Below are 18297 nucleotides of genomic sequence, written 5' to 3'. Positions count from 1 at the left end.
TCGCAGGCGGACGAAGCGCTTAGAATGGCACTTCATAGAAGTTACAATTTACACGACTATGACGTTGTTTCGTTTTGCTTCATTTGCCGCAGTCTTCCTTTTCATCAGCGCCTGTCGTCGGCTCTCGGTCGGCAGCCGGAGAAATTTATGACGGACATCGATCTTAGCCTCCTTCTTGACGATTCTCGAGCTGATATCGGCGCTGTTCCGATCGAGCCGCTACCCGCGGGCGAGGATCTGCGCGGCGAGCCGGAATTCGAGGCCTTGGAGACGGAGTTCCGCAAGATCGAAACCGGCGGCCCGACCGCGGTCGATTGGAAGCTGTTGAACAGGAAGACGCTTGAAATTCTGCAGGGCCGTTCGAAGGATCTCGTCCTGGCATCCCGGCTCGTCTACGGGCTGTATCGCGAGGAAGGCTATCGCGGCATGGCGGTTGGGATCAGCATCCTGCGTGGCATGGTGGCGGACCATTGGGAGGGCATGTTTCCTCCGCTCAGCCGCGAGCGCGGAAGGGCAGGGACGCTCGATTGGCTGGCGGAAAAGCTCGCGACGACGGTGGAAAGTGAGCCGCCCGCCGAGGACAGGAAGGTTTTTGCCCTGATTGCATATGACCGCCTTGTCGAGATCGACACGCTTCTTTCCGAAAAGCTGAAGAAATATCCGGTGGCGATGGGACCGCTCGTGCGCGCCCTGCGTCCACATGGCCGGGAGGCGCGGCAGGCTATCGAAGCCCGGGTCGCGCAGGAAGCCGAGGCCGAGATGGCGGCGGCCGAGCCGCCTACCCTCGCTGCACCCGCTGAGCCGCCGCAACCGGCTCCACCCGCCGAAACGCCGCCTCCGGCACCGGCGGTGACTGTTCCGATCCCGCCGCCACCCGTTCCTTCCGCCAGCGCGGTCGCGATACCGGCCGTGCCAGAGATAGGGGTCGGCGAAGGCGCGGAAAAAGCGCTACAAACGCTCTTCAGTACCGTTGCACGAATTGCGACGGCGGTTCGGCAGGAGGCCCCTGCCGATGCTCGTGTCTATCTCTGCGCTCGCCTCGCCCTATGGGGTGAGATCGACCGGCTTCCGCCCGAAAGAGCCGGGAAGACGGCGTTGCCGCCGCCGCAGGCGAACCGGCTTGCCGAAATTAAGGCTTTGAAAGCTGCGGGAAATCATCAGGATTTGCTGATGTCGGCCGAGAGCGCATTCTTTTCGTCGCCCTTCTGGCTCGACGCGCAATATATGATCGCGCAATCGATGCAGGCGCTTGGCGCGCAATATGATCAGGCGCGCATCGCGGTCACCGGCGAACTCGGGCTGTTCTTGAAAAGAGTGTCGGGTCTCCCGCAGCTCTCGTTCAGCGACGGCACGCCTTTCGCCAGCGCCGAAACCATCAGCTGGATTGCGGCGGAGGTCGAGGCGGGCGATGGTGCGAATGCATCGGGTTCCGACATCGATATCGCCAAGGCGGAGGCCGCCAAGCTCGCGCAGCAGGGCCAGATTCTTCCGGGCCTGAAGCTTCTGGCGGATTTTGCGGAGAGCCGGCATGGCGAGCGCGACCGCTTTCTTGCCCGGCTCGAAGTCGGCGAATATTGCTTGCGCTTCGACCTGCTGCAGTCGCTTCTCGGGCTTGTCGGCAAGCTTGAAACCATCGCCGAAAACAGCGGCCTCGCGCATTGGGAACCGCAATTGGCTGCGGCACTCGCCAATCTTTCATGGCGAGCGCTCGACCACGAGAATGCGAAACGCTTCATGGATGAAGGCGAGCTACTGGAAAGAAAAAGCGCGATCGTCTCGGCGCTCGCGGGCCTCGACATGGTCATGGCAGCACGTTTTTCCATGCCGTGACAAAAACGTTGTAAAACTGACATTTCCATCAGTCATTATCTCCCGCACGGCCCTCATTACTGGCCAAGCAATATTCTGACCGGCAAGCTACCGCATGCTTGGGCATTTATACTTAATGTTTGTTTTCATATGCCTCGAGATGGGCATGGATTGGGATTAGGTGATGGCGAACGAATCGTCTGTTGCTCCGAAAGAGCGCGTCAATATCCGTTACAAACCAGCTACCGGCGACGCGAAGGAAGAAGTCGAACTTCCGCTGAAGATGGTATTTCTCGCAGACTATACGATGCGCGCCGATGAGACGCCGGTCGAAGATCGTTCCTTGATCAACGTGAACAAGGAAAACTTCAACGAGGTGATGAAGAGCCACAATCTGTCGCTCGATCTGTCCGTCGACAACAAGCTCGTGGACGAGAGCAGCGCAGACGCAGGCCAGATGACCGTCTCGCTGAAATTCGACAACCTCAACGATTTCACGCCGGAAGCGATCGCCCGCCAAACGCCGGAACTGAAGAAGCTTCTCGAACTGCGCGAAGCGTTGGTTGCGCTGAAGGGTCCGCTCGGCAACGTCCCAGCCTTCCGTAAAGCAATCCAGGGCGTGCTCGGAGACGACGACGCCCGCGAAAAGCTTCTCGCGGAGCTGATTGCCCATACTGAATCCTCCAAAAAAGATCAGTAACCGAAGCTCCATGTGACGCCGTGCTTCAGCGCCCGGCCTGTCTGTGGAGTTCGCGGACTGAACTCACGTTTTTGATGACGATCGAATAAAGGCTCACACGATGTCTGAGAGAGAGACGGCGCAGCAAATCGAGACGACCTACCAGGAAGCGGAGGGATCCCTCCTCGACCAGATCCTGCAGGAAACCAAGCTTTCCCCGAGCGACGATGGCTACGATATTGCGAAGAAGGGTGTCAGCGCCTTCATCGCCGAACTGCTGAAGCCGACGCGTGCCGACAGCACCGTCAACAGCGCCGCGATCGACCAGATGATCGCCGAAATCGACATGAAGCTGTCGGCCCAGGTCGACGAAGTCCTCCACAACAAGGACTTCATGACGCTTGAATCGACCTGGCGCAGTCTTCGCTTCGCGGTCGATCGCACCGATTTCCGCCAGAACATCAAGATCGAGATCATGAACGTCTCGAAAGCCGATCTGCTGACCGACTTCGAGGACAGCCCGGAGGTCGCCAAGTCCGGCCTGTACAAGCATATTTACACTGCGGAATACGGCCAATTCGGTGGTCAGCCGGTCGGTGCCGTCGTCTGCGATTATGCCTTCGGCCCCGGCGCCCAGGATGTGAAGCTCGCTCAATATTGCGCCAGTGTCGGTGCCATGTCGCATGCGCCCTTCATCGCCGGTGCCGCACCGTCGATGTTCGGCGTCGACAGCTTCGAAGAGATCCCGAATCTCAAGGATATGGAATCCATTTTCGAAGGCCCGAAATACGCCAAGTGGAACGGCTTCCGCGAATCTGAAGACTCCCGCTATTTCGGCCTGGCAATGCCGCGTTTCCTTCTGCGCACGCCCTATGGTTCGGAAACGGTGCCGGTCAAGGCCTTCAATTATGAAGAGCGCGCTGAGGGCCGCACCGACAATTATCTTTGGGGCAATGCCGCGATCGCGCTTGCCACCCGCATGACCGACAGCTTCGCCAACTATCGCTGGTGCCCGAATATCATCGGTCCCCAGTCGGGCGGCTCAGTCGAGGACCTGCCGGTCCACACCTTTGAGGCTATGGGCCAACTCCAGAGCAAGATTCCGACGGAAGTGCTGATTTCCGACCGCAAGGAATATGAACTGGCCGAGCAGGGCTTCATCTCGCTCACCATGCGCAAGGGCAGCGACAACGCCGCCTTCTTCTCGGCAAATTCGGTGCAGAAGCCGAAATTCTTCGGCAACTCGGCCGAGGGCAAAAATGCCGAACTGAACTACCGGCTCGGCACGCAGCTTCCCTACATGATGATCGTCAATCGCCTGGCGCATTACATCAAGGTGCTCCAGCGCGAAAACATCGGCAGCTGGAAGAACCGCGGCGAACTCGAAAACGAGCTCAACAACTGGATCCGCCAGTATGTATCGGACCAGGACAATCCGTCCGCCGACGTCCGTTCGCGCCGTCCACTTCGTAAGGCACAGATTACTGTTTCGGATGTCGACGGCGAACCGGGCTGGTATAGCGTCGGTATGTCCGTTCAGCCGCATTTCAAATATATGGGCGCGGATTTTACCCTCTCCCTGAAGGGTAAGCTGGATAAGGCCTGAAGCGCGCTTTGAGTGCCGCCGCCGGCCCTGAAACGAGGCAATTTTGCCCGCTGGAGCCGGCGTCGGAAGGGAGTTGGGAATGGTATCGGTTAGTTTGTTGCAACGTCTTGAGCGTGATGATGTCGCTGGCGGATCAGGTTCTACTGTCAACGACGACACTGCGATCATGAACAGCGTGCTCAGCAACCTGCGGTCCCTATTGAACAGCCGCCGCAATTGCTGTGAGACCCGTCCGGATTACGGCTTGCAGGATTTCAACGCGACAGAGGACTACCGCAGTTCGATCCCGCTGATTGCCCGGGACGTCGAGCGGCAGATCAGGCTGTTCGAGCCGCGTATCCGCAACGTCATCGTCCGGGCGGTCGAGGACAAGACCCAGCTGTCGCAGCTGATCTTCCACATCAATGGCGAACTCGCTCATAGCGACCGCACAGTGCGAATTTCCTTCGATTCCGTCCTCGGTAGCGACGGTTATATGCGTCTCAACGGATAGAGGGTCGAACCGAGTGTCCGTCAACAGCTACTACCGGGACGAGCTCTCCTACCTGCGAGAAATGGGCAGCCTGTTTGCCAAGGCCAATCCCCGGCTGTCAGCCTATCTCGCCAAGGAGGCATCCGATCCGGATGTCGAACGGCTTCTGGAAGGCTTCTCCTTCCTGGTCGGGCGGCTTCGCCAGAGGCTCGATGCGGAAATGCCGGAGCTGGCGTTGACGCTGCTGCAGCTTGTCTGGCCGCACTACCTGCGCCCGGTCCCGCCGATCACCACAGTCCAGTTCCGTTTTGCCGAGGGCGCAAGCGGCGCCTCGATGAAGGTGCCACGCGGGACGCAGGTGCAAACGAAGCCTCTGGGTGGCGAGTCGGTGGTCTTCAGCACGAGCTATGACCTTTCGGTCCTGCCGCTCGACATTACCGGCGTCGATCTCGACAATCGCAAGAACACCGCAAGGTTGACCCTCAATTTCGAGCGCATTGCTGGCAATGGCCTGCAGGCGATTGCCGAGGCGCCGTTGACGATCTTCTTCAACAGCCATCGCGACGCCGCGGTTGCCCGCCAGCTCTACCTCTTCTTCATGGAAAAGGTGCAGCGCGTCTATTTCACACCGAAGGGCGGCGAGCCGGTTGCCGTGCCCGTCAGGATAGAGCCGCTCGGTTTTTCCGCCGATGAAGCAACGCTTCCCTATCCGCAGGGGTCGTTCGACGGATTCCGCGTCATGCAGGAATATTTCTCCTGTCCGGAAAAGTTCATGTATGCCCGCCTGCACGGACTAGAAAGGTTCGCCAGCCAGCAGACGGCCGGCTTCAGCCTTTCCTTCGACATGACTCAGCGCTTTCCGGAAGCATCGCGGCTGACCACGGATCAGTTCGCGCTCAACACGTCACCCGCCGTCAATCTCTTCTCGGTCGAAGGTCAGGCGCTGATGATCTCGCACGACCGTTCGGAATATCCGGTCCGGGCGACGGGCGGCTTCGAAAAGCGCAGCGTCCATGCCGTGGAATCCGTCGTTGGCTGGGTGCAGGGGAGCGGCAGGCGGGTCGATTACGAAGCCTTTGAAAGCTTCCGGCATGATCCCGCCAACGAGGGTACAGCCAAGCTCTACTACCGCACGCAAGTACGTCCGGCCATTCTCGGAAACGGTGTCGACCACTACCTCTCCTTCGTCACCCGTCTCGACGAGATCGGCCGGCCGGAGACCGAGACGGTGTCGATGAAGCTTCTATGCTCCAACGGCCCGCTGGCCCTCCAGCACGGCATCGGCTCGGTCAATCAGCCGACTTCGTCGACGCCGCCGAAGCTCGATTTCTCCAACATCACCCCGATCCTCGGTGAAGTGCCGCCGCCGCTCGAAGACAATATCCTCTGGACGCTGATCGCCAATCTCGCCCGCAATTTCGCGTCGTTGATCGATGTCGACGCGCTGCGCACGGTGGTCGGCGCCTATGATTTTCGCGCCAATGCCGACAAGCAGGCTGCCCAGCAGCGCGACCTCTTGCTGCAGAGTTTTCGCAGTTTCGAGCGGCGCGGCATCGATATCATGCGCCGTGGCCGGCCGACCCGGGCTTATGAACTGGCGCTGACAGTCTCCGAGAGCCAGATGGGCGGCGAAGGGGAAATGTATCTCTTCGGCACGATCCTGGATCAGTTCCTGAAGTCCTATGCCAGCATCAACAGCCTGCACCGCTTCTCGGTGCGGGGGCTGGACACGAACACGACCTACAAGTGGACTCCCAAATGGGGAGAGGCAGCGACGCTATGACCCCGGATGGTGGCACGGTTATCGCCGCCGCATCGGCGGAAGAACTGAGCGATGTACGCAAGGCCCGCGCCCATCGGCTGGCCGGCTTGCGTCATTTCCGTTTCCACCAACTGATCACGCTGATCGAGATGCAGCGGCAGGGCGCCCGGCCGGTCGGCGCGCTCGGCGATCCCGCGCAGGAGTATATTCGCTTCCGCGCGACGCGATCCCTGAGCTTCGGCCCCAGCGATCTTTCCGCTGTCGACTATAGCGACGACGGCGAGCGTCTCGATATCCGGGTCAATTTCTTTGGCCTCTACGGTCCGGCCTCGCCGCTACCGCCATCCTTTACGGAACGGATCATCGAGGAGGATCGGGCCCAGGCATCCGTCGAGGACTTGCTCGACCTCTTCAACCATCGCCTGATTTCGCTGCTTCACGTCATTTGGCGGAAGTATCGGTACTATTTGCGCTACGAAACCGGTGGCTCGGACGCTTTGTCCAAGCGATTCCTGGCGCTTTGCGGTTTTCCGGTTGAGGATAGGGATCGTATCGGCCAGATCTCACGTTCGGCGCTGCTGCCGCATGTCGGTCTTCTGTCGCTCTATTCCAGCTCCGCGGATGTGGTATCCGCAACGCTCTCCAATTTCTTCAGGATACCCTGCCGGATCGAGGAATTCATCGACCGGCACGTCGTTATGGATACGGATTCCCAGTTCCAGCTCGGAGTGGCGAACAATCAGCTCGGCGAGGATACGATCATTGGCAGCGAGATCGATGATGATCTCGGGAAATTCCGGGTCTGCCTGGGACGGTCGCCGTTTTCGACCATCGCGCCCTTTCTTCCGGGAGGAAACCGCCATCGGCAGCTCTCGGAATTGCTCTCCATGGTCAATCGTGAGCCGCTCGATTGGGATATGCAGTTCGAGTTTGAGCCTGAGACCGTCCCGATGGGATGCTTGGGAGAGATGAAGCTCGGCTGGTCCGGTTGGCTCTATGCCCATGATGCCGACCACCTGGAGAGCACCGTGCGGCTCGCGGTCCTTACACCGGATGGCGATGCGGACACGGACGAAAAGGATTTTGGCGACGATACGGTACACCAAGCCATGCCCGGCCTCGGAGCCTCGCTGCGTTTCAGAGAGGCGAGGGCAGGGCTATGAAGGTTCGCTTGTCTCTTGTCGGTGCGTCGGAGCAGACCGGCTACACATTCGGACCGGACGGCGGCATCTTTGGCCGTTCCGCCAAGTGCGATTGGGTGCTGCCGGATCCGGAGCATATTCTTTCTTCCGTCCATGGCCGGATACAGTACTCGAACAGCCGCTACCTGCTGATCGATGAGAGCACCAACGGCATCGTGCTCGACGGCCGGCAGGACTCGCTCGGCCGTGGCAATTCCATCGTCCTGCAGGACAAGTTGCGATTCCGCGCCGCAAAGTTCCTGATCGAAGCGCAGATGGTTCGCGAGGCCGATCAGGGCCTGCCTGCCCGTCAGGCATCCGGCCTACAGCAGCCCGCGCCATCTCCGTGGCCCGATGCGCCGGTGCCGCTGGCCGGGGAACGGCGTGTCGAGCCAGCCCCGCGCCACGACGGTCTGTTTGATGGAGCCGCGGGACGCAACGCGCAGGATCCTCTTGCTTACTTCGACACGCCGGTTTCGGTGGATATTGCCGGCCCTCGTGCCGCCTCTTCCTTTCCCACGCCGGGATTTCCCGCCCACGATGCGCGGGTGGGAGGCTATGACGCCGGTTTCGGCAGCATGCAGGCAGTTCAGCCGCCCGAATTGTCCGCTGCCGACGGAAGCCTCGACGACCTTTTTGCTGCTACGCCCGATCCGCGCGGCATTCGACCGAGCGTCGAGCGGCCTATATCGGCTGCGCCCGTTCAGGCATTTGCCGCACCGCCGCTTGCGCGCGATCCGGCGCAACCGGTAGCACCTCCGTCCATCGCAATCCCCCAGCCAATGTCAGCGCCGCAGCCGGTTGCCAGCAACTCTATCCCGGAGGATTTTCTCGCGTCGTTCGGCGCAAGCCGGCAAAGCGGCCCGTCGCCCGCTCCGGCGCTGTCTCCGGCCAATCCTGTTTCGTCCGTTCAGCCTTCTTTCGCAGCACCCCTGGCTAAACCGGCGGCAAGGCTCATCCCGGATGATTTCGATCCCCTGACCTCCTTCGGCGCCCTGCGCGCATCCACCCCACAGCCCGTTGCGGCCGAGGCACCGGTGCGTATCCCCGTACCGCAAGCGCCTTTGCCGCCGATCGCCGCCGCCCGCCAGCCCGAACCGCTGAGCCCGGCTCTGCTTGCGGATTTCGTGAAAGTCGAGAGTCCAGCCGTACCTCCACGCGCCGGAAATGGGAGTGTAGCCGGAGAGCCTTTCGATCCGCTCGCGGCGATGAAAAGCCGTCGCGAGGAGCGCAAAGCTACCTTGCTCGAAAAGGCGAAGGGCAACGGCAATGTCGTTCCGCCCATCCCGCCTCTGCCGTCTGCGACTCCCGTGTCCACCGCGCCAGCGGCGGTCTTGCCGCACGTGCCCAAACCACCGCCCATGCCCGCCGGTCCGGAACTGCCGCCCGAGAGCGCTCCCGTTATCGCGAATCCTGGCACTGCAGCGGCAGACACGGCGATCCTCGCAGCGCTTCTGACCGGCATGGGCTTTCCGGCCGAACGCGTGACAGCCGAGCAGGGGCGCACGATTGCCAAGGAAGCCGGCGAACTCGTCCGCGAAACGGCGGAGGGCCTGATTAGGCTCCTAGCGGCGCGGCGCCTGCTGAAGACAGAATTCCGGATGGATGAGACCCAGGTGCAGCCTGAGGAAAACAATGCACTCAAGCATTTCAAGATCGCCGAACTGGCGCTCGACGAGCTGTTCCTGACCAAGGGCGGCGGCTTCCAGCCCCCGGCTGAATCCGTTGCCTCGGCCTTCGCCGATCTGCAGCAGCATGCCGTGTTGACCATGTCGGCGATGCAGCGGGCGATCAATCTACTCTTCCGGCGGCTTTCGCCCGACGTCATTGCCCGTGATGCGGAGGATGAGGGTGGCTTGCGCATCCGCGGTCTCGGCGCCCGCAAAGGCAAATGGGAAACCTATGTCGAAAGCCATGCCCGCATGAGCGGCAATATCGATGGGGTCGCCCGCCAGATCATCGCCGAGGCATTTGCACAGGTTCAGGAAGAGCAGGCGCGCAAGGCAGCATCCGCCTATTGGGAGGCAAAGTAGTGACAGTGACAAGACGTGCCGTTTTCGAGGGATTGGGTGCGAGCGCCATTCTGGCTCTCGCCGGATGCGGCCATACGCCTGATCCGACGCCCACATCCATCGTCCTGAATGCCGATCCGGGCATCAATCCGGGCGAGACCGGCGCGGCATCTCCCGTTGTCGTCAGAATTTATGAACTGAAAGGCATCAAGGCGTTCAACAACGCCAATTTCTTCGATTTCGACAAGGATACGCAGCTTCTCGGCGCGGACCTGATCGCCAGCCGCGAATACGAGATGACCCCGGGCAGCCAGCAGAAATACCAGAAGGAGATTTCGAGCGAAGCCGGCTATATCGGCGTCGTCGCCTCCTTCCGCAACATCCAGTCGGCGACCTGGCGGGATTCGATCGAGCTGCACAAGGGTTCGAAGAACCGGCTGGTTGTCTATCTCACCAGCGCTGCGGTCCGGATTCAGAAGGCGAGCGGCTGGTTCGGCTGATGGGCAGAGAGTTTATGAGGCGCGGGTCCTCGGAGGGAACGATTGGTGTCGACGGGTAAGCCATTGTGGCTGGAGGGCATGTTTCTTCGCCCACAGCATCTGCAGCAATACGACCGCTGGATCGAAGACAGCCTCGAACAGCGGGTCGCGGCGTTGCTGCCGCATTCCTGGGGTCTCCGCAGCCTTCAGCTCGATCCCAATGCGCTGAAGAACGGCCAGGTTAGGGTCATTTCGGTCGAAATGGTCTTTCCCGATGGGACGGTCTATGCCGCGCCCGCGGCACAGCCTTTGCCGCCCGCGCGGCATCTGACCACCGATTTCCAGGGCAAGCGGCTGTTCATGGCCGTGCCGTTACGGGCACCCGGCGGTATCGATGTCGCCGATAACGACAATCCGACACACCGCTTCCGGAGGGTTGCGACGGAGCTACGCGATAGCGCCAAGGCGGATCGTCCGCCGGCCGATATCTATCTCGCCGCCTTAAACGCGCGCCTGGTCATCGAAGGCGAGGCACTGGACGAGCTGGTGTATGTTCCGATCGCCGAGATTGACGCCGTCGATGCGCAGGGGCAGGTGACGTTGTCTGAAACCTTCATTCCGCCCGCGCTCGTCGCCGGCGCCAGTGTGCGGCTCGTCTCGTTGATGGAGCAGATCCGCAGCCTCCTGAAAAGCCGTTCCGATGCGCTGGCCTCCGGCGCTGCCGGCGAAGACGGCGGCACACGGTCCGGCACGATCGACCTCATCACGCTCGGCATCGTCAACCGCTACCAGGCAATCTTCGATCACATGATCGCCTCCGCCGTACACGCGCCGGAGATCGTCTACCGCGAATGCATCGCCCTTGCCGGCGAGCTCTCAGCCTATGCCGCGACGGGGCGCAAGCTGCCGGATCTCGGCCGCTATAATCATCGCGATCTCAGGACGAGCTTTGAAAACCTGATGCCGATCCTGCGCAATCTGCTCAGCGTCATCGTCGAGCGCAACGCCGTCAGCATCCCGCTGACCGAGAGGGATTACGGCATTTGGCTCGGCGAGATCAAGGACCGTATGACCTTTGTCGGCCGGCGCTTCGTGCTGATCGCGCGGGCAAACATTGCGCTGGAGGCCATCCGCGTGCAGATGCCGATCCAGATCAAGATCGGTCCGGTCGAACAGATCCGCGATCTCGTCAATCTGCAATTGCCGGGCATCGGCGTGCAGCCGCTGTCGGTCGCGCCGCGCGAGATTCCCTTCATTCAGAACGCCGTCTATTTCGAGCTCGATGACAGCAATCCGCTGTGGAGCCGGTTCCGGGATTCGGCAGCCTTTGCGCTGCATGTCAGCGGCGACTATCCGGGGCTCGATCTTGAATTATGGGCGATCCAGAGGGGAACGGCCCAATGAGCGAGGCAGGCGAGGAGTCTGACCACCCGACCATCGCCCGGCGCCTGAGCCCGCGGGCGCGCACCGCGCTAGCCACCCAGAGCGAAGAGGATGCGCCGACCGTCGTGATCCATCGCCATCCCAACTCGCCAGCCGAAGCGCCGGCCGCCGGCGGCACCTCTTCGCTGCAGAGTGCCGCGGTCATCGTCCAGCAGCTTGAAGCGACGCCCGAGAGAAAACTCGTGCGCGCTGCCGCTCCGCTGCTTCTGATTGGCGCCCAACTGCGCAATTCCGTCGACCGGGCCGATGTTGCCGCGTTGCGCCGCCAAGTCGCCGAGGAAATGGACCGGTTTCAGCAGACGGCGCAGAAGAGCGGCAGCGAGGCCGGCGACATCATCGCCGCTCGCTATGTCCTCTGCTCGATGCTCGATGAGACCGTGCTGATGACACCTTGGGGCAGTCGCAGCGAATGGAGCGCCAATAGCCTTCTGAACCAATATCACAACGAAACCTGGGGCGGCGAAAAGGTCTTCACCATCCTCGATCGCGTCAAGACGAACGGCGAGAAGAAGCTGCCGTTGCTGCTCCTGATCCACGCCTGCCTGATGCTCGGCTTCGAAGGGCGCTACAGGGTTCTGGAGCGTGGCCGCGATCTCCTGGAGGAGTTGCGAAACGACCTCTCGCGGACGATCCGCCGCTATTCCGAGGCAAAACCCGAAGAGCCTCTCTCCCCCGAGGGGAAGGCTGCCAAGGACGGGCGGCGGATCCGGACAGCCATACCGCTCTGGATGGTGGTCGTCGCGGCCATCTGCGTGCTCGTCATCGTGCATGTCTATGCGCAGTTCACGCTCTCTTACGCTCTTGCGCCGGTGCTCGTTAAAATTCATGCGCTGACGGCGGGATAGGGTTTCGCGCGATGTTGAGAACGTATCTCGTCACTCTCCTCAGACCGACCAGCCTGATCATCCTGCTCGTTCTTGCGGCGCTTTCGGTGGTTTTCTGGCTCTTCGGCGGGGCGCTTGCCATCGAAGGAGTCAAGCCGTTCGCGGACGCTTCCCTGCGCGTCTACATCATCATTGGCGTCTTCGTCTTCTACCTGCTGGTGACGTTTCTGCGCCATCTGCTTGCACGCCGCGCCAATGCCCGGCTGATCAACTCGATGCTTGCCAATGACGAGCTCGTTTCGATGGGCAGCGACTTCTCCTCCGGCGAGATCGACATCATCCGCGAGCGCTTTGAAAAGACGCTGAAGACGCTGCGGGACAATCCGGTCGACGGTCGCCGCAAGCGCGATTTCATCTATGATATGCCCTGGTATATCATTATCGGTCCGCCGGGCACCGGCAAGACCACGATCCTGCGCAATTCCGGCCTGAACTTTCCTCTGGCGGTGGATGGCGACCCGGCGCTTCAGGGGATCGGCGGCACGCGCAATTGCGATTGGTGGATTTCCGACGAGGCCGTGCTGATCGATACGGCGGGCCGCTACACGACGCAGGACATCAATGCCGACATCGACGCTGCCGCGTGGAACGGCTTCCTCGGGCTTTTGAAGCAGCATCGCCGCCGGCGGCCGATCAATGGCGTGCTGCTCGCCGTCAGCATTGCCGATGTCGTGCTCGCCAGCGATGCCGAACGCCAGAAGCAGGCCGAGACCCTGCGCCAAAGGCTGCGCGAACTCCATCGCATCTTCGGCATGCGCTTGCCGGTATATCTGCTCTTCACCAAATGCGACCTGATAGCCGGCTTCGAGGAATTCTTCGATGAGACGGAGGAGGAGGAGCGCGAGCAGATCTGGGGCATGACCTTTAATCGCGACGACGAGCAGATGACATTCGGGCGGCAATTCGAGTCCGGCTTCACCGATCTCGTTGCCCGCCTCGAGCGTCGGCTCCCGCTCAAGCTCTCCGCCGAGCGCAGCAACAGCCGCCGTTGCCGCATCTATCTGTTCCCGCATGAATTCGGCTCCATGGCGAGCACGCTACGCGGCTTTGTCACCGATGTTTTCCGCATCAATCGTTCCGAGGCTCAGCCACTTCTGCGGGGCGTCTATTTCACCTCAGGCACGCAGGAAGGCACGCCGTTCGACCGGCTGCTCGGCGCCATGGGCCGCAGCTTCTCGCTGGCGCCCAGCCAGCAACTGCCGATGAGCGGGCAAGGCAAGGCCTTCTTCATCCGCAAGCTTCTGACCGATATCATCTTCGCCGAGCAGAATCTGGTCGGCAGGAACACCAAGGTCGAGCGACGGCTGGCGACGGCCCGATACAGTGCCTATGCGGCGCTCGTCGTCTTTACCATCGCGCTTTCCGGCTTCTGGCTCTACGGTCTTAGCGCGTCGCTTGCGCAGATCAAGCAAACCAACGACACCGCTGATACGCTGCGCGACCGGCTTGACATTGCCAATCAGAACCGCAGCCTGAACACCATCCTGCCGGCGCTCGATAGCGCAAGCGCGCTGCGTGACAATGTTTTCGGATCCTTGGGTTGGTTCGGACAGATCATCGGCATCGACGCCCGCCCGCAACTGGCCTCTGCGGCGGGTGCGACCTATGACAATGTGCTCGGCCAATACCTGCTGCCGACGGTGACGAAACGGCTGCAGACACAGGTCCAACTGCTTTCCTCTTCCGGCGACAACAACAATCTTCTGCTGCGTGATCAGCTCGAAACCTATCTGATGCTGACCACCGGCCAGAACTTTGCGAAGCCCAAGGTCGAGCAGGAATTCGCCAAGCAGAACGATGCGGCCTTCGCCCTCAATCCCGTCGACCATTCCCGGATGGACGCGCATATGGAGCATCTTATCGATCTCCTGCCGAAGCGGACCCAGCCTGATAGCGGCACCGTGGGGGATGCGCGCGAGCGTCTGAGCCGGGTTCCGCCGGCGCTGGATATCTACCGGCGCATGGTGATTGACGCTGACCGCCGTTATCAGCTGACGCCGATCAGCATCGTCAATGTTCTCGGCACCAGCGTATTGCGGGTCGATACCGCCGCGCTTGGCGGCAACAGCGTCATTCCCGGCTTCTACACCAAGAACGCTTTTTATAATTTCTTCCTGCCGCGCCTGCCGGAATACATCCGCAATTCCACCGGCAGCGACTGGGTTCTCGGCAGCAACGCCATCAGCAACGATGCCTATAACAAGGTGGCTCAGCAGATCGTTTTCGCCTACGCAAAGGATTATATCGGGGCATGGCGCGGTGCCATTGGCCAGGTCCGTGTCATCGATTTCGATTCGCTGAATCGCGCCCAGACGGTTCTGCAGGAACTTTCCAATCCGCAGTCGCCGCTGACCGCCTTGCTCAATGAGGTCCGGGAGAATACCGAGCTGCCCCTGCCGGCCGTGAAGGATGGTGGTGCTGCCGACGAGGCCGCCTCTCAGGCAGCGGCAAAGGTCGGCGGGCCGGCCGGGCTGGTCACGGCTGTCGCGGGCGAGGCGACCGATGCCATGGCGAAGACGGCGATTTCCACCGCCTTCGGCAATGCGCCATGGCCCGGCACGTTGATCGGCGATGCATTCAGGCCGCTGAATTCCCTTGTCGATCCACAAAACCCGATGGGTTCGCTCAATCAGGTGCAGCAGCTGTTCGGCGATATGCTGGGCACCGTCGCCAGCGTCACATCCGCGCCGGATCCATCCGCCGCCGCCTACGACTTTATCGCCCAGCGCGCCAAGAGCCCGATCAATGACAGTTTTTCGAAGCTCGGGGCGCAGGCCGCGACGAAACCCGAGCCGGTGCGGTCCATGGTCGGCTTTGTCTCCAAGCGGACTATGGACCTGTTGATGCGACAGAGCTACGCCTACATCAACGGCCGCTGGCAGCAGGAAGTCGTCCCTGCCTGCAACAACATCCTGGCCGACCGCTATCCTTTCGCGCTCGATTCACAGCAGGAAGTTTCGCTGCAGGATTTTTCCGACCTTTTCAAACCGAGCGGCATCATCGACAAGTTCTTCACCGATTACCTCACGCCGTTTGTCAGCGTCAGGGGGCGGCAGCTGACCGAGCTGGCCGGGCAGGGCGGAGGACTTGGTCTTTCGAAGGATTCACTCGCGCAATTTGCGAGGGCGCAAACGATCCGCGATGCCTTTTTCGGCGCCGGCGGCACGACGCCGCAGGCGAAATTCACGGTCGAGCCCTTCTTCCTCGATCCAAAGGCGCTCAAATCCTCCTTCATCCTCGACGATGCAGAGCTGGACTATCGCCACGGTCCGGTTCGGGGCCAAGATTTTACCTGGCCGAGCAAGCTGGATTCCAGCACCGCCACATTGCGCATCAACCTCTTGGATGGCACGTCGCAGACTCTGGAGCGCACCGGCAATTGGGCGATCTTCCGCATGCTGAGCAATTCCGGGCTCGCCAATGTCAAGGGCCAGGATCAGTTCGTCTTCTCGATCGCGAAGGACAAGGTGCAGGCGAGCTTCAAACTTAAGGCCAGCAGTGTGACGAACCCGTTCAATCTCGATCTCTATTCCTCCTTCCGCTGCCCCGCGGCACTCTAGGCGCAGGCAGCGATGGAGGCGCAGGGTTATTTCGGCAAGGTTCCGTCGGTTGGCGATTTCGTTTTCCGCGCCCTGCCCGTCCGCATGACGGAAGTCTGGGCGAGCCAGATGCAACGCTGGCTGGCGGCGGCACGGCCGATTGGCGGGGCCTCTTTTCAAGAGTCCTTCCTGACCTCGCCCGTCTGGCGGTTCGCTCTTGCGCGCGATGTCGTGAGCCCGGAAGCTTGGGTCGGGCTTTTTGCAGGGTCGATCGACCGTGTCGGCCGTGAATTTCCCTTTACCGTCATGATATCGGTCGATCTCGATCCCGTCGCTCGGCAACCGATTGCAACGATCGATGCGCTTTTCGACCCTCTAGAGACCCGGATGCTCGCTTTCATGGAGGAGCATGCCACTCGGGAGGAGCTGGTTGCCGAGATTGATGTCTGTGCCGAGGCGCTACGCGCAGCCCTAAAACGTCTCCCCGCAGATGGCGACCGCGAACTGCTGATGCCGCGCGATGGAGAGGATATGCTTTGCCTGTCCGGTCCGGTCCAACACGGTTCATCGCGGACGGCATATTCCTGGACAGGCGCCGGCGATGGGGCCTCCCGCCTTTGCCTTTGGTGGCATGACGACACCCGGACGCAGCCGGCCGCCCTTTCTGTCAGCCGCGGTCTTCCCGCCGCACAGGCCGCCATTCCGTTCCTCCTCGGCGAATGGCTGAAGCACGGCTGGATCTTGTCTGCCCTTCCAGTCCAAGGCGAGACTGAGGCATGATGGAAGAGCACAGCGCAGCCAGATCGCAGTTCCTGGAGGCGGAGGCCGCGACCAGCCGCGGCCGCAAGCATGCGGTGAACGAGGATTCCTACACCGTCAATCTCGAGGCCGGATTGTTCGCGGTTGCCGATGGCATGGGCGGACATCGTGACGGCCATATTGCCAGCGGTGCGATCATTTCGCTGCTGGAGCACGCGCTCGACGGCGAAGCGCCGTTCGAGCAAAGAATCGAGATGGCGACGCAGGCGATCCAGAGCGTAAACAATGCGCTGCACGACCAGACACTAGCGGTGCCGGGCGCTGATATTTCCGGCTCGACGGTTGTCGCAGTCATCATCGACGAGAATTATGCATGTTGTCTCTGGGCCGGCGATTCTCGCCTTTATCTTTTCCGCAATAACTGTCTTTATCTGATTTCCGAGGATCACGTAGGGGAAGGCGGGGTTCTGACGCGGGCGGTCGGCTCGTCTCCTCGTCTCGAGGTTGATCGGCGGATCATCGATGTCAGGGATCGCGACGTCTTTCTGCTCTGCAGCGACGGGCTTCTCAAGGGTATGAGCGAGACGGCGGTCGCCGAGCTTCTCGGATCGGAGGGTCATGCGCCCGTCGACCGGCTGCTGGCAAAATCCATAGCCGGCGGATCGGCGGACGATGTGACGGCCATTTTGGTTTGGGTGGGCTACCATGAGCGCTGAGGCGCAACGTGAGGATGTTGTCGATCTGCCGCTGCGGTCACGTTGGCCGACGGTCGAGCTGGGTGCTGTTCTTCGCGGCCGCTTCGAGCTGATCGCCGAGATCGGTCGCGGTGGCCTTTCCGTGGTCTACAAGGCGAGGGATTTGGTCGCCACGAGGGCCGGCCTTGCCAACGCCTTCGTCGCCCTGAAGATCCTCGTCGAGGATGCCGAAACCGATCAGGATGTTCTTGCGCTCATGTACCGAGAGGCGCGCCGGCTGCGTGACCTGCAACACCCGAACATCGTGCGCGTCTATGACATGGATTGCGACGGCAACGTCCATTTTATGGTCATGGAATATCTGAAAGGGCAAACGCTGGCGAAAATCCTGCGGGAGGCGGGAGAGCATCGACTGGAGCTTTCGCAGATCGAAAGAATTGTCGCCGACATTTCCGCCGCCCTTCGCTATGCCCATGCCAGCAATATCATTCACGCCGATCTCAAGCCGGGCAATGTCTTCATCGAGCGCGGCGGCCGGGTGAAGCTCATCGATTTCAACATTGCCTATCCGGTCGCGCGGGTTTCGCGCCTGGGTGAGGAGGACACGGTGAGGATCCTCGGCCGCCTCGGCGCTGTCACGCCGATCTATGCCTCGCCGCAACGCCTGATGGGCGCCGAGCCCAGCGAAGGCGACGACATTTATTCCCTTGGCGTCATAACCTATCTGATGCTGACAGGAGAAAGGCCTTTTGGTGCCGCCAATGCGTTGGAGGCGAAGGAGAATGGAATTTCTTCGGCACTTCCAGGCGGCCTTTCAAAACGCCAGCGCGCGGCTCTTCACAACGCGCTGTCGCTGGACGATCGCCATCGAACAGCGTCGGCGGAGCATTTCTCCACCCAATTCACCAAGCCATTGATCATCGCGCTGATGGACATCATCCGGAAGCTGCCCGGCTGAAGCGTGCGCCATAGACGAT

The 18297-nt window shown here is 61.2% G+C and carries 14 protein-coding genes; all 14 read left to right on the top strand.

Annotated elements, in window-relative coordinates:
- Positions 1-147 precede the first annotated feature (147 nt).
- Positions 148-1830 carry a type VI secretion system protein TssA gene (gene tssA, locus PY649_RS07980; RefSeq protein ID WP_285867705.1) on the top strand — a complete coding sequence of 561 codons (1683 nt, stop codon included), beginning with the start codon at positions 148-150 and terminating at the stop codon, positions 1828-1830.
- A 163-nt stretch (positions 1831-1993) separates the two neighbouring features.
- The gene (gene tssB, locus PY649_RS07975) at positions 1994-2509 is read left to right on the top strand and encodes a type VI secretion system contractile sheath small subunit (protein WP_285867704.1); all 516 of its coding nucleotides are present in this window, start codon (positions 1994-1996) and stop codon (positions 2507-2509) included.
- 100 nt (positions 2510-2609) lie between these two features.
- Entirely contained in the window at positions 2610-4094 is a 1485-nt protein-coding gene (gene tssC, locus PY649_RS07970) for a type VI secretion system contractile sheath large subunit (protein ID WP_285867703.1), read from the top strand.
- Positions 4095-4173: 79 nt separating this feature from the next.
- A complete protein-coding gene (gene tssE, locus PY649_RS07965; protein ID WP_285867702.1) occupies positions 4174-4587 on the top strand; it encodes a type VI secretion system baseplate subunit TssE in 414 nt (137 codons plus the stop codon).
- Between the two features lie 13 nt (positions 4588-4600).
- Positions 4601-6349 carry a type VI secretion system baseplate subunit TssF gene (gene tssF / locus PY649_RS07960; protein ID WP_285867701.1) on the top strand — a complete coding sequence of 583 codons (1749 nt, stop codon included), beginning with the start codon at positions 4601-4603 and terminating at the stop codon, positions 6347-6349.
- Positions 6346-7491, top strand: coding sequence for a type VI secretion system baseplate subunit TssG (gene tssG / locus PY649_RS07955; protein ID WP_285867700.1), 1146 nt, complete (start codon positions 6346-6348; stop codon positions 7489-7491). Before tssF ends, tssG begins: the two co-directional genes overlap by 4 nt.
- Entirely contained in the window at positions 7488-9542 is a 2055-nt protein-coding gene (gene tagH / locus PY649_RS07950) for a type VI secretion system-associated FHA domain protein TagH (protein ID WP_285867699.1), read from the top strand. The genes tssG and tagH overlap by 4 nt, the downstream gene beginning before the upstream one ends.
- The gene (gene tssJ / locus PY649_RS07945) at positions 9542-10021 is read left to right on the top strand and encodes a type VI secretion system lipoprotein TssJ (protein WP_285867698.1); all 480 of its coding nucleotides are present in this window, start codon (positions 9542-9544) and stop codon (positions 10019-10021) included. The genes tagH and tssJ overlap by 1 nt, the downstream gene beginning before the upstream one ends.
- Positions 10022-10066: 45 nt before the next feature.
- Positions 10067-11404, top strand: coding sequence for a type VI secretion system baseplate subunit TssK (tssK, locus tag PY649_RS07940; RefSeq protein ID WP_285867697.1), 1338 nt, complete (start codon positions 10067-10069; stop codon positions 11402-11404).
- Complete coding sequence (icmH, locus tag PY649_RS07935; protein ID WP_285867696.1) at positions 11401-12288, top strand: type IVB secretion system protein IcmH/DotU; 888 nt, start codon at positions 11401-11403, stop codon at positions 12286-12288. The genes tssK and icmH overlap by 4 nt, the downstream gene beginning before the upstream one ends.
- Positions 12289-12299: 11 nt before the next feature.
- Positions 12300-15887, top strand: coding sequence for a type VI secretion system membrane subunit TssM (gene tssM, locus PY649_RS07930; protein ID WP_285867695.1), 3588 nt, complete (start codon positions 12300-12302; stop codon positions 15885-15887).
- A 12-nt stretch (positions 15888-15899) separates the two neighbouring features.
- Positions 15900-16646: a type VI secretion system-associated protein TagF gene (gene tagF, locus PY649_RS07925; RefSeq protein ID WP_285867694.1), complete on the top strand. Its 747-nt coding sequence runs from the start codon at positions 15900-15902 to the stop codon at positions 16644-16646.
- Positions 16643-17341: a PP2C family protein-serine/threonine phosphatase gene (locus tag PY649_RS07920; RefSeq protein WP_285867693.1), complete on the top strand. Its 699-nt coding sequence runs from the start codon at positions 16643-16645 to the stop codon at positions 17339-17341. Before tagF ends, PY649_RS07920 begins: the two co-directional genes overlap by 4 nt.
- Positions 17331-18278: a serine/threonine-protein kinase gene (locus PY649_RS07915; protein WP_285867691.1), complete on the top strand. Its 948-nt coding sequence runs from the start codon at positions 17331-17333 to the stop codon at positions 18276-18278. Before PY649_RS07920 ends, PY649_RS07915 begins: the two co-directional genes overlap by 11 nt.
- Positions 18279-18297 lie beyond the last annotated feature (19 nt).

Origin of the sequence: Rhizobium mayense, from assembly GCF_030272705.1 — a bacterium.
In the GTDB taxonomy this organism is placed as follows: Bacteria; Pseudomonadota; Alphaproteobacteria; order Rhizobiales; family Rhizobiaceae; genus Rhizobium; species Rhizobium mayense.
This window is presented reverse-complemented; position numbering and strand designations above follow the sequence as displayed.